The sequence below is a fragment of the Pseudomonas sp. HN11 genome, from assembly GCF_021390155.1.
Taxonomy (GTDB): domain Bacteria; phylum Pseudomonadota; class Gammaproteobacteria; order Pseudomonadales; family Pseudomonadaceae; genus Aquipseudomonas.
This window is the reverse complement of the sequence record NZ_CP089985.1, coordinates 5,595,112-5,607,462: the sequence shown is the minus strand read 5'-3', so window position 1 is coordinate 5,607,462 and position 12,351 is coordinate 5,595,112. Positions and strand designations below refer to the sequence as shown.

The window sequence follows — 12,351 nt, the reverse complement described above, 5'->3', positions numbered from 1 at the left end:
GTTTAGCCCGCTCTCTGCTCCGCCAGGAGGAAAGGCCTTGAAAGACCTACTGAATTTGCTGAAAAACCAGGGTCAAGTCGAAGAGTTCGACGCCATCCGTATTGGGTTGGCATCGCCTGAGATGATCCGTTCGTGGTCGTTCGGTGAAGTTAAAAAGCCGGAAACCATCAACTACCGTACGTTCAAACCAGAGCGTGACGGCCTGTTCTGCGCCAAGATCTTTGGCCCGGTAAAGGATTACGAGTGCCTGTGCGGTAAGTACAAGCGCTTGAAGCACCGTGGTGTGATCTGCGAGAAGTGCGGCGTTGAAGTTGCGCTGGCCAAGGTTCGTCGTGAGCGCATGGCGCACATCGAACTGGCTTCGCCGGTTGCCCACATCTGGTTCCTGAAATCGCTGCCGTCCCGTATCGGCTTGCTGATGGACATGACGCTGCGTGATATCGAACGCGTTCTCTACTTCGAGAGCTATGTCGTTATCGATCCAGGCATGACCACCCTTGAAAAAGGTCAGTTGCTGAACGACGAGCAGTACTTTGAAGCGCTGGAAGAGTTCGGTGACGATTTTGACGCCCGCATGGGTGCCGAAGCTGTCCGCGAACTGCTGCACGCTATTGACCTGGAACACGAGATTGGCCGCCTGCGTGAAGAAATTCCGCAAACCAACTCCGAAACCAAGATCAAGAAGCTGTCCAAGCGTCTGAAGTTGATGGAAGCCTTCCAGGGTTCCGGCAACTTGCCAGAGTGGATGGTGCTGACCGTTCTGCCGGTTCTACCGCCAGACCTGCGTCCGCTGGTTCCGTTGGATGGCGGTCGTTTCGCGACGTCCGACCTCAACGACCTGTACCGCCGCGTGATCAACCGTAACAACCGCTTGAAGCGCCTTCTCGATCTGTCCGCTCCGGACATCATCGTGCGCAACGAAAAGCGTATGTTGCAAGAAGCGGTCGATGCACTGCTCGACAACGGTCGTCGTGGCCGCGCTATCACCGGTTCGAACAAGCGTCCTCTGAAATCCCTGGCTGACATGATCAAGGGTAAGCAAGGTCGTTTCCGTCAGAACTTGCTCGGTAAGCGTGTTGACTACTCCGGTCGTTCGGTAATTACCGTCGGCCCGACCCTGCGTCTGCACCAGTGCGGTCTGCCTAAAAAGATGGCGCTCGAGCTGTTCAAGCCATTCATCTTCGGCAAGCTGGAAATGCGCGGTCTCGCGACCACCATCAAAGCGGCCAAGAAAATGGTCGAGCGCGAACTGCCAGAGGTTTGGGACGTTCTCGCTGAAGTGATCCGCGAACACCCGGTTCTCCTCAACCGTGCACCGACCCTTCACCGTCTGGGTATCCAGGCGTTTGAACCAGTACTGATCGAAGGTAAGGCTATCCAGCTGCACCCTCTGGTCTGTGCTGCGTATAACGCCGACTTCGACGGCGACCAAATGGCCGTGCACGTACCGCTGACACTGGAAGCCCAGTTGGAAGCGCGTGCGTTGATGATGTCGACCAACAACATTCTTTCGCCAGCCAACGGTGAGCCAATCATCGTTCCGTCGCAGGACGTTGTATTGGGTCTGTACTACATGACCCGTGAAGCGATCAACGCCAAGGGCGAAGGTCGTGTGTTCGCTGACCTGCAAGAAGTTGACCGTGTGTTCCGTGCCGGCGAAGCCGCACTGCACGCCAAGGTCAAAGTGCGGATCAACGAAACCGTCAACGACCGTGATGGCGGCAGCGTGACCAACACCCGTATCGTCGACACTACCGTCGGCCGTGCGCTGTTGTATCAAGTTGTGCCAAAAGGTCTGTCGTACGACGTCGTCAACCTGCCAATGAAGAAAAAGGCGATCTCCAAGCTGATCAACCAGTGCTACCGCGTGGTTGGTTTGAAAGAGACCGTGATCTTCGCTGACCAGTTGATGTACACCGGTTTTGCCTATTCGACTATTTCCGGCGTTTCCATCGGTGTTAACGACTTTGTTATCCCGGATGAAAAAGCCCGCATCATCGGTGCTGCCACCGACGAAGTGAAAGAGATCGAAAGCCAGTACGCGTCCGGCCTGGTAACCCAGGGCGAGAAGTACAACAAGGTAATCGACCTTTGGTCGAAGGCGAACGACGAAGTTTCCAAGGCGATGATGGCCAACCTCTCGAAAGAGAAAGTCATCGACCGTCACGGCGACGAAGTTGACCAGGAGTCCTTCAACTCGATGTACATGATGGCCGACTCGGGCGCACGGGGTTCTGCTGCACAGATCCGTCAGCTCGCCGGTATGCGTGGCCTGATGGCCAAGCCGGACGGTTCCATCATCGAAACGCCGATTACTGCGAACTTCCGTGAAGGTTTGAGCGTACTTCAGTACTTCATCTCCACTCACGGTGCTCGTAAGGGTCTTGCGGATACCGCGTTGAAAACCGCTAACTCCGGTTACCTGACGCGTCGTCTGGTAGACGTTGCACAAGATCTGGTTGTAACCGAGATCGATTGCGGTACCGAGCACGGTCTGTTGATGACTCCGCACATTGAAGGCGGTGACGTTGTAGAGCCGCTGGGTGAGCGCGTATTGGGTCGTGTTATTGCCCGTGACGTATTCAAGCCGGGTACCGAGGAAGTTATCGTTCCTGCCGGCACTCTGGTTGATGAGAAGTGGGTCGAGTTCATTGAACTCAACAGCATCGACGAAGTGATCGTTCGCTCGCCGATCAGCTGCGAAACCCGCTACGGTATCTGCGCCAAGTGCTACGGCCGTGACTTGGCTCGTGGTCACCAGGTGAACATCGGTGAAGCGGTCGGCGTTATCGCTGCCCAGTCCATCGGTGAGCCGGGTACCCAGCTGACCATGCGTACGTTCCACATCGGTGGTGCGGCAAGCCGGACCTCCGCAGCTGACAGCGTTCAGGTGAAGAATGGCGGTACAGTCCGTCTGCACAACCTGAAACACGTCGAGCGAGTGGATGGACACCTGGTTGCTGTGTCCCGTTCCGGTGAGCTGGCAATCGCTGATGACTACGGTCGTGAGCGCGAGCGTTACAAGCTGCCGTACGGTGCTGTGATTTCGGTTAAAGAAGGTGACAAGGTCGACGCTGGCGCAATCGTGGCCAAGTGGGATCCGCACACTCACCCAATCGTTACCGAAATGAAAGGTACCGTGACCTACGTGGGCATGGAAGAAGGCATCACGATCAAGCGTCAGACTGACGAATTGACCGGTATGACCAACATTGAAGTACTCGACGCTAAAGATCGTCCAGCTGCCGGTAAAGACATCCGTCCTGCCGTGAAGATGGTCGATGACAACGGCAAGGACTTGCTGCTGCCAGGCACTGACGTTATCGCTCAGTACTTCCTGCCAGCCAACGCCCTGGTCGGTGTAGCGGATGGTGCGAAGATCGCGATCGGTGATGTTATCGCGCGTATCCCGCAAGAAACTTCGAAGACCCGTGACATCACCGGTGGTCTGCCGCGTGTTGCCGACTTGTTCGAAGCTCGTCGTCCGAAAGAAGCGTCGATTCTGGCTGAAGTCAGCGGTACCATCGCGTTCGGTAAAGAGACCAAGGGCAAGCGCCGTCTGGTCATTACCCCGAACGACGGTAGCGATCCGTACGAAGAGCTGATTCCGAAGTGGCGTCACCTGAACGTCTTCGAAGGCGAACAGGTAAACCGCGGCGAAGTTATCTCCGACGGCCCGAGCGATCCACACGACATCCTGCGTCTGCTGGGTGTGAGTGCGCTGGCCAAGTACATCGTTAACGAGATCCAGGACGTTTACCGTCTGCAAGGCGTGAAGATCAACGACAAGCACATCGAGACCATCCTGCGTCAGATGCTGCGTAAAGTTGAAATCGCTGAATCCGGCGATTCGAGTTTCATCAAGGGCGACCAGATGGAACTGACTCACGTACTGGTGGAAAACGAGCGCTTGGCGACCGAGGACAAGTTCGTGTCCAAGTTCACTCGCGTGCTGCTGGGTATCACCAAGGCGTCGTTGTCCACTGAGTCGTTCATCTCGGCGGCCTCCTTCCAGGAGACCACTCGCGTACTGACCGAAGCAGCGGTAACCGGCAAGCGCGATTACCTGCGCGGCCTGAAAGAAAACGTGGTTGTGGGTCGTCTGATCCCGGCCGGTACCGGTTTGGCTTACCACAGCGAGCGCAAGCGTCGCCGTGATGCTGACAAGCCGTTGCGCGTAAGCGCCAGTGAAGTGGAAGCGGCACTGACCGAAGCACTGAACTCTAGCGGTAACTGAGTTCTGCACTAGAAAGTCTGGGCCCCGGCGGCCCCGCTCGTCGGATCAAGGCATTTTTGTCCCGGTTCGATGAGTGGGGATGTCGGGGCCTTGCCTTGACTGGGGACAAGATCCTCTTTAGACTCTTGTACCCCTAAATTTGGCGGGAATTCGTTCCTGCCATTTTGCTTTTCTTGCAAGACAATAGCGTCGCAAGACAACAGTGGAGCTAGTAGATGGCAACTATCAACCAGCTGGTACGTCAGCCGCGTAAGCGTATCGTCGAGAAATCCGACGTACCTGCGCTGCAGAACTGCCCGCAACGTCGTGGCGTATGCACTCGCGTGTATACCACTACGCCGAAAAAACCTAACTCGGCACTGCGTAAAGTATGCCGTGTGCGCCTGACCAACGGTTTCGAGGTTTCCTCGTACATCGGTGGTGAAGGTCACAACCTGCAAGAGCACAGCGTGGTACTGATCCGCGGCGGTCGTGTAAAAGACTTGCCAGGTGTTCGTTATCACACCGTACGCGGCTCCTTGGATACTTCCGGCGTTAAAGGTCGTAACCAGGGTCGTTCGAAGTACGGTACCAAGAAGCCTAAGTAGTAGCGGCTTTTTGTAAACCTGAATCATCTTATTTTCTGAGTCGATAAGAGTAAGGTCGGAGGCGTCCCGCAAGGGCACCGATTCCGAGCGAACCTGAAGACCGTTTGAGGGCTTATCCATGCCAAGAAGACGCGTAGCAGCCAAGCGCGAAGTGCTTGACGATCCAAAATACGGAAGCCAAATCCTGGCCAAGTTCATGAACCACGTGATGGAAAGCGGCAAAAAAGCCGTTGCCGAGCGTATCGTTTATGGCGCGCTGGAAAAGGTTAAAGAACGCAAGAACAGCGATCCCCTGGAAATCTTCGAGAAAGCTCTCGACGCCATCGCTCCGCTGGTCGAAGTGAAGTCGCGCCGTGTAGGCGGTGCTACTTACCAGGTTCCGGTCGAAGTTCGCCCGTCCCGTCGTAACGCTCTGGCAATGCGCTGGTTGGTAGACTTCGCCCGTAAGCGCGGCGAGAAGTCTATGGCTCTGCGTTTGGCCGGCGAGCTGTTGGACGCTGCTGAAGGTAAAGGTGCTGCTGTTAAGAAGCGTGAAGACGTGCACCGTATGGCTGAAGCTAACAAAGCTTTCTCGCACTACCGCTTCTAATCTTAGCTTCACTAATTTTGCGAGGGCTTTATGGCTCGTACTACTCCGATTAGCCGCTACCGTAACATCGGTATCGTTGCTCACGTGGATGCTGGTAAAACCACCACCACCGAGCGCGTACTGTTTTACACCGGCAAAAGTCACAAAATGGGCGAGGTGCATGATGGCGCCGCGACCACAGACTGGATGGTTCAGGAGCAGGAGCGTGGTATTACCATTACTTCTGCTGCTATTACCGCCTTCTGGAAAGGTTCCGAGAAGCAGTACAAAGACGAGCACCGTTTCAACGTAATCGATACCCCGGGCCACGTGGACTTCACCATTGAAGTTGAGCGTTCCCTGCGTGTACTCGACGGCGCTGTCGTTGTGTTCTGTGGTACCTCGGGTGTTGAACCTCAGTCGGAAACCGTATGGCGTCAAGCCAACAAGTACGGCGTTCCACGTCTTGTTTACGTAAACAAGATGGACCGTGCTGGTGCCAACTTCCTGCGCGTGATCGGTCAGATCAAGCAGCGTCTGGGTCACACTCCGGTGCCAATCCAATTGGCTATCGGTTCCGAAGACAACTTCCAGGGTCAGATCGATCTGATCAACATGGAAGCTGTTTACTGGAATGATTCCGACAAAGGCATGGTGCCTGTTCGTAAGCCTATTCCTGCAGAACTGCAGGAGCTGGCTGACGAGTGGCGCAACAACATGGTTGAGGCTGCCGCCGAAGCCAGCGAAGAGCTGATGAACAAGTACCTCGAAGGTGAAGAGCTCACCAACGTGGAAATCAAGGCTGCTCTGCGTCAGCGTACTATCGCTGGCGAGATCGTCTTGGCTGTTTGCGGTTCTTCTTTCAAGAACAAGGGTGTTCCCCTGGTTCTCGACGCCGTTATCGACTACCTGCCGGCTCCAACCGATATTCCTGCTATCAAGGGCACCAACCCTGATAACGAGGAAGAAGAGATGGAGCGTCACGCCGATGACAGCGAGCCGTTCTCGGCTCTGGCGTTCAAGATCGCAACCGACCCATTCGTGGGTACTTTGACCTTCGTCCGCGTTTACTCGGGCGTGTTGGCCTCCGGCGACGGCGTGATCAACTCGGTTAAAGGCAAGAAAGAGCGCGTGGGTCGTATGGTGCAAATGCACGCAAACGCCCGTGAAGAGATCAAGGAAGTGCGCGCTGGTGACATCGCGGCCCTGATCGGCATGAAGGACGTCACCACGGGTGAGACTTTGTGCGACGCTGCCAAGCCAATCATCCTGGTTCGCATGGACTTCCCGGAGCCGGTTATTTCGGTTGCCGTAGAGCCTAAGACCAAGGATGACCAGGAAAAAATGGGTATCGCTCTGGGCAAACTTGCTCAGGAAGATCCATCTTTCCGCGTCAAGACTGATGAAGAGACTGGTCAAACGATCATCTCCGGCATGGGCGAGCTGCACCTGGACATCCTGGTTGACCGGATGCGCCGTGAGTTCAACGTCGAAGCCAACATCGGTAAGCCTCAGGTTTCCTATCGTGAGCGCATCACGAAGAACTGTGAAATCGAAGGCAAGTTCGTTCGTCAATCCGGCGGTCGTGGTCAGTTCGGTCACTGCTGGATCCGTTTTGCTCCTGCTGACGAAGGTCAGGAAGGTCTGCAATTCGTGAACGAAGTAGTTGGTGGTGTTGTTCCTAAGGAATACATCCCGGCTATCCAGAAGGGTATCGAAGAGCAGATGAAGAACGGTGTTGTTGCCGGCTATCCGCTGATCGGCCTGAAAGCAACCGTTTTTGACGGTTCTTACCACGACGTCGACTCCAACGAGATGGCGTTTAAGGTGGCTGCTTCCATGGCAACCAAGCAACTGGCCCAGAAGGGCGGTGGTGAGTTGCTTGAGCCAATCATGGCGGTAGAAGTTGTTACACCTGAAGACTATATGGGTGATGTCATGGGCGACCTTAACCGTCGTCGCGGCATGATCTTGGGTATGGAAGACACGGTTTCCGGCAAAGTGATTCGCGCCGAGGTTCCGTTGGGTGAGATGTTCGGTTATGCGACCGACGTTCGCTCCATGTCCCAGGGTCGCGCAAGCTACTCTATGGAATTCAAAAAATACAACACAGCTCCGGCGCACATCGCTGAAACTGTATCCAAAAAACAAGGCTGATTCAGTCCTTTAGGCAAGGAGTTAATTGTCGTGGCTAAAGAAAAATTTGATCGTTCCCTACCGCACGTAAACGTTGGCACCATCGGCCACGTTGACCACGGTAAAACCACTCTGACCGCTGCTCTGACTCGCGTCTGCTCCGAAGTTTTCGGTTCGGCTCGTGTTGACTTCGACAAGATCGACAGCGCACCAGAAGAAAAAGCTCGTGGTATCACCATCAACACCGCTCACGTTGAGTACAACTCGACTATTCGTCACTACGCTCACGTTGACTGCCCAGGTCACGCTGACTACGTGAAGAACATGATCACTGGTGCTGCCCAGATGGACGGCGCGATCCTGGTTTGCTCGGCCGCTGATGGTCCGATGCCACAAACCCGTGAGCACATCCTGCTGTCCCGTCAGGTAGGCGTTCCGTACATCGTGGTTTTCCTGAACAAGGCTGACCTGGTAGACGACGCTGAGCTGCTGGAACTGGTTGAGATGGAAGTGCGCGATCTGCTGAGCACTTACGACTTCCCAGGTGACGACACTCCGATCATCATCGGTTCTGCTCGTATGGCTCTGGAAGGCAAAGACGACAACGAAATGGGCACTACTGCCGTTCGTAAACTGGTTGAAACTCTGGACAGCTACATCCCAGAGCCAGTTCGTCTGACCGACAAGCCGTTCCTGATGCCAATCGAAGACGTATTCTCGATCTCCGGTCGCGGTACTGTTGTGACTGGTCGTATCGAGCGCGGTATCGTTCGCGTTCAAGATCCACTGGAAATCGTTGGTCTGCGTGATACTACCGTCACCACCTGCACCGGTGTTGAAATGTTCCGTAAGCTGCTTGACGAAGGTCGTGCTGGCGAGAACTGCGGCGTTCTGCTGCGTGGTACCAAGCGTGACGACGTTGAGCGTGGCCAGGTTCTGGTTAAGCCAGGTTCGGTCAAGCCGCACACCAAGTTCACCGCAGAAGTTTACGTTCTGAGCAAGGAAGAAGGCGGTCGTCACACTCCGTTCTTCAAAGGCTACCGTCCACAGTTCTACTTCCGTACTACTGACGTGACCGGTAACTGCGAACTGCCAGAAGGCGTTGAAATGGTAATGCCAGGCGATAACATTCAAATGACTGTTACCCTGATCAAAACCATCGCAATGGAAGACGGTCTGCGTTTCGCTATTCGCGAAGGCGGCCGTACCGTTGGTGCTGGCGTTGTAGCTAAAATCATCGAGTAATTATCTCTTCTGAGATAACTCGGTTTTTTGAGAAGGCCCCCGCTTAGCGGGGGCCTTTTTTATTGGGTTGACACCTATCGGGGGCGTCTATAGAATTGCGCCTCCTTTTAACGGGCGCATTGCGCCCGGTGGGAATAGCAGCCGGAGTCTGAAATCCAATGCAAAATCAGCAAATCCGTATCAGGTTGAAGGCTTTTGACCATCGCCTGATCGACCAATCCACCCAGGAAATCGTGGAAACCGCGAAACGTACTGGTGCTCAAGTGCGTGGTCCAATTCCACTGCCTACCCGTAAAGAGCGGTTCACCGTTCTGGTCTCCCCGCACGTCAACAAAGACGCGCGTGACCAGTACGAGATCCGTACTCATAAGCGCGTACTGGACATCGTCCAGCCAACGGATAAAACCGTTGATGCTCTTATGAAGCTCGATCTGGCGGCCGGTGTGGAAGTACAGATCAGCCTCGGCTAAGACTCGGGTCTTAGTCGTGTAACGCTCTGAAATGGGCGGCCATAGCGGGTGAAAGCCCCGTACACTCATGAGGTTTACAACATGACTATTGGTGTAGTCGGTCGTAAATGCGGTATGACCCGTATTTTCACCGAAGAAGGTGTCTCCATTCCGGTCACGGTCATTGAGATCGAGCCGAATCGCGTCACCCAGTTCAAAACTGAAGAAACCGATGGCTATCGTGCAGTGCAAGTCACTGTCGGCGAGCGTCGTGCTTCGCGTGTGACTGCTGCTCAAGCAGGCCACTTCGCAAAAGCAAACGTTGCAGCTGGTCGTACTGTCATGGAGTTCCGTCTCGAAGACGGCGACTACCAGGCTGGCGATCTGATCAACGCTGAAATCTTCGCTGCTGGTCAACTGGTTGATGTAACCGGTCAGTCCAAAGGTAAAGGCTTCCAGGGTACGATCAAGCGTTGGAATTTCCGTGGCCAAGACAACACTCACGGTAACTCCGTCTCCCACCGCGTCCCGGGCTCTATCGGCCAGTGCCAGACTCCTGGTCGTGTATTCAAGGGCAAGAAAATGTCCGGTCATATGGGCGCTGAGCGCGTGACCGTGCAGTCCCTCGAAGTAGTGCGCGTCGACGCTGAACGCAATCTGTTGTTGGTCAAGGGTGCTGTTCCTGGCGCTACTGGCGGCAACCTGGTTGTACGTCCAGCGGCCAAGGCTCGCGGTTAAGGGGAAGCTGACATGCAATTAAATGTAAATGACGCTCAAGCGATCGAAGTTTCCGAACTGACATTTGGCGGCGAATTCAACGAGACGCTGGTTCACCAAGCAGTCGTGGCCTACATGGCCGGCGGCCGTCAAGGTAGCAAGCAGCAAAAGACCCGTTCCGACGTACGCGGTGGCGGTAAGCGCCCTTGGCGTCAGAAAGGTACTGGCCGTGCTCGTGCCGGTACTATCCGTAGCCCAATCTGGCGTGGCGGTGGTACCACTTTCGCAGCTCGTCCACAGGATCACTCGCAGAAGCTCAACAAGAAGATGTACCGCGCAGCTCTGCGCTCCATCCTTGCTGAACTCGTGCGTACTGACCGTCTGGTCGTGGTTCAGGACTTCGCTGTTGAAAGCCCGAAAACCAAAGATCTGCTGGGCAAACTGAACAACATGAGCCTGACCGATGTTTTGATCGTGTCTGAAGCTGTTGATCAGAACCTGTACCTGGCTGCTCGCAACCTGCCACACGTTGATGTACGTGACGTGCAAGGTTCCGATCCAGTTAGTCTGATCGCATACGACAAGGTGTTGATCACCGTGTCGGCCGTGAAGAAATTCGAGGAGCTGCTGGGATGAACCAGGAACGCGTATTTAAAGTTCTGCTTGGCCCGCACGTTTCCGAAAAGGCTACGGTTCTGGCTGACAAGAAAGGCCAGTTCGTTTTCAAGGTTGCAACTGACGCAACCAAGCTGGAAATCAAGAAGGCCGTCGAAAGCCTGTTCAGCGTGAAAGTAGAGCGTGTTACTACCCTGAATGTTCTGGGTAAGAGCAAGCGCACTGCTCGCGGTCTGGGCAAGCGTAATGACTGGAAGAAGGCAGTTATCTCCCTTCAGCCAGGCCAAGATCTCGATTTCAGCAGCAGTGCTGAGTAAGGAAGGGGTGCATCATGGCAATCGTTAAATGCAAACCGACTTCCCCTGGCCGCCGTTTTGTGGTCAAGGTGGTCAACCAGGAGCTGCATAAAGGCGCTCCTCACGCACCGCTGCTCGAGAAAAAATCGAAGTCTGGTGGTCGTAACAACAATGGTCGTATTACCACTCGTCACATCGGTGGTGGCCATAAGCAGCATTATCGTCTGGTCGATTTCCGTCGCAACGACAAAGATGGCATCGCTGCCACTGTCGAGCGTATCGAATACGATCCAAACCGTACTGCTCACATCGCTCTGCTGCTGTACGCAGATGGCGAGCGTCGCTACATCATCGCCCCTAAAGGCGTGAGCGCTGGCGACCAGCTGATCGCAGGTGCTTTGGCACCGATCAAGCCGGGCAACGCTCTGCAACTGCGCAACATTCCAGTTGGTAGCACCGTACACGGCATCGAATTGAAGCCAGGTAAAGGCGCGCAAATCGCTCGTTCCGCTGGTGCTTCGGCTCAGCTGATCGCTCGTGAAGGTGTCTACGTGACCCTGCGTCTGCGTTCTGGTGAGATGCGTAAAGTGCTGGCTGAATGCCGCGCGACCCTGGGCGAAGTCTCGAACTCCGAGCACAGCCTGCGTTCGCTGGGTAAAGCTGGTGCCAAACGCTGGCGTGGCGTTCGCCCAACCGTTCGTGGTGTTGCCATGAACCCGGTTGACCACCCACACGGTGGTGGTGAAGGTCGTACCTCTGGTGGTCGTCATCCGGTATCGCCATGGGGCTTCCCGACTAAGGGCGCGAAGACTCGTGGTAATAAGCGTACCGACAAAATGATCGTCCGTCGTCGCAAGTAAATAGAGGGATACGACAGTGCCACGTTCTCTGAAAAAAGGTCCTTTTATTGATCTTCACCTACTGAAGAAGATCGAAGTGGCGGCGGAAAAGAATGATCGCAAACCAGTTAAGACCTGGTCGCGTCGTTCGATGATCCTGCCACAAATGGTCGGTCTGACCATCGCTGTACACAACGGTCGCTTGCACGTCCCAGTTCTCGTGAACGAAGACATGGTCGGCCACAAACTAGGCGAGTTTGCCGGTACCCGCACTTATCGTGGGCACGTGGCAGACAAGAAAGCCAAGCGTTAAGGGGTAAGGAAATGGAAGTAGCCGCTAAGTTGTCGGGCGCTCGAATCTCCGCCCAGAAAGCCCGCTTGGTCGCCGACCAGATCCGCGGGAAGAAGGTGGGCGAAGCGCTCAACCTGTTGGCTTTCAGCAGTAAGAAAGCCGCCGAGATCATGAAGAAAGTGCTGGAGTCGGCCGTAGCCAACGCCGAGCATAACGAAGGCGCAGACGTTGATGACCTGAAGGTCAGCACCGTTTTCGTCAACGAAGGGCGTTCGCTGAAGCGCATCATGCCACGTGCCAAAGGCCGTGCTGATCGCATCGTCAAGCGGTCTTGCCATATCACTGTCAAGGTTGCTGACAAGTAACGGAG

At 55.1% G+C, this 12,351-nt stretch carries 12 protein-coding genes; all 12 read left to right on the top strand.

What is annotated here, in order from left to right; translation table 11 throughout:
• Positions 1–37: 37 nt before the first annotated feature.
• The 12 genes from rpoC (at position 38) to rplV (ending at position 12,346) form a co-directional block, all read left to right on the top strand.
• Positions 38–4,237, top strand: a complete 4,200-nt coding sequence (gene rpoC, locus LVW35_RS25730) for a DNA-directed RNA polymerase subunit beta' (protein ID WP_233892563.1) — start codon at positions 38–40, stop codon at positions 4,235–4,237.
• Between the two features lie 215 nt (positions 4,238–4,452).
• Positions 4,453–4,824 (top strand): 30S ribosomal protein S12, encoded by a 372-nt coding sequence (gene rpsL, locus LVW35_RS25725; RefSeq protein ID WP_002555494.1) that lies wholly within the window; start codon positions 4,453–4,455, stop codon positions 4,822–4,824.
• 118 nt (positions 4,825–4,942) lie between these two features.
• The gene (rpsG, locus tag LVW35_RS25720; RefSeq protein ID WP_002555493.1) at positions 4,943–5,413 is read left to right on the top strand and encodes a 30S ribosomal protein S7; all 471 of its coding nucleotides are present in this window, start codon (positions 4,943–4,945) and stop codon (positions 5,411–5,413) included.
• Positions 5,414–5,443: 30 nt separating this feature from the next.
• Positions 5,444–7,549: an elongation factor G gene (gene fusA, locus LVW35_RS25715; RefSeq protein ID WP_010206921.1), complete on the top strand. Its 2,106-nt coding sequence runs from the start codon at positions 5,444–5,446 to the stop codon at positions 7,547–7,549.
• 30 nt (positions 7,550–7,579) lie between these two features.
• Positions 7,580–8,773, top strand: coding sequence for an elongation factor Tu (gene tuf / locus LVW35_RS25710; RefSeq protein ID WP_010206920.1), 1,194 nt, complete (start codon positions 7,580–7,582; stop codon positions 8,771–8,773).
• Between the two features lie 158 nt (positions 8,774–8,931).
• On the top strand, positions 8,932–9,243 hold the full coding sequence (rpsJ, locus tag LVW35_RS25705) for a 30S ribosomal protein S10 (RefSeq protein WP_003186070.1): 312 nt from the start codon (positions 8,932–8,934) through the stop codon (positions 9,241–9,243).
• Positions 9,244–9,324: 81 nt separating this feature from the next.
• A complete protein-coding gene (gene rplC / locus LVW35_RS25700; protein WP_003194649.1) occupies positions 9,325–9,960 on the top strand; it encodes a 50S ribosomal protein L3 in 636 nt (211 codons plus the stop codon).
• Positions 9,961–9,972: 12 nt separating this feature from the next.
• Positions 9,973–10,575, top strand: coding sequence for a 50S ribosomal protein L4 (gene rplD / locus LVW35_RS25695; protein ID WP_003176424.1), 603 nt, complete (start codon positions 9,973–9,975; stop codon positions 10,573–10,575).
• Positions 10,572–10,871 carry a 50S ribosomal protein L23 gene (gene rplW, locus LVW35_RS25690; RefSeq protein ID WP_002555488.1) on the top strand — a complete coding sequence of 100 codons (300 nt, stop codon included), beginning with the start codon at positions 10,572–10,574 and terminating at the stop codon, positions 10,869–10,871. The genes rplD and rplW overlap by 4 nt, the downstream gene beginning before the upstream one ends.
• A gap of 14 nt (positions 10,872–10,885) precedes the next feature.
• Complete coding sequence (rplB, locus tag LVW35_RS25685; RefSeq protein ID WP_003186055.1) at positions 10,886–11,710, top strand: 50S ribosomal protein L2; 825 nt, start codon at positions 10,886–10,888, stop codon at positions 11,708–11,710.
• A gap of 16 nt (positions 11,711–11,726) precedes the next feature.
• Positions 11,727–12,002, top strand: coding sequence for a 30S ribosomal protein S19 (gene rpsS / locus LVW35_RS25680; protein WP_003232420.1), 276 nt, complete (start codon positions 11,727–11,729; stop codon positions 12,000–12,002).
• A gap of 11 nt (positions 12,003–12,013) precedes the next feature.
• Positions 12,014–12,346 (top strand): 50S ribosomal protein L22, encoded by a 333-nt coding sequence (rplV, locus tag LVW35_RS25675; protein ID WP_003103908.1) that lies wholly within the window; start codon positions 12,014–12,016, stop codon positions 12,344–12,346.
• Positions 12,347–12,351: the final 5 nt, after the last annotated feature.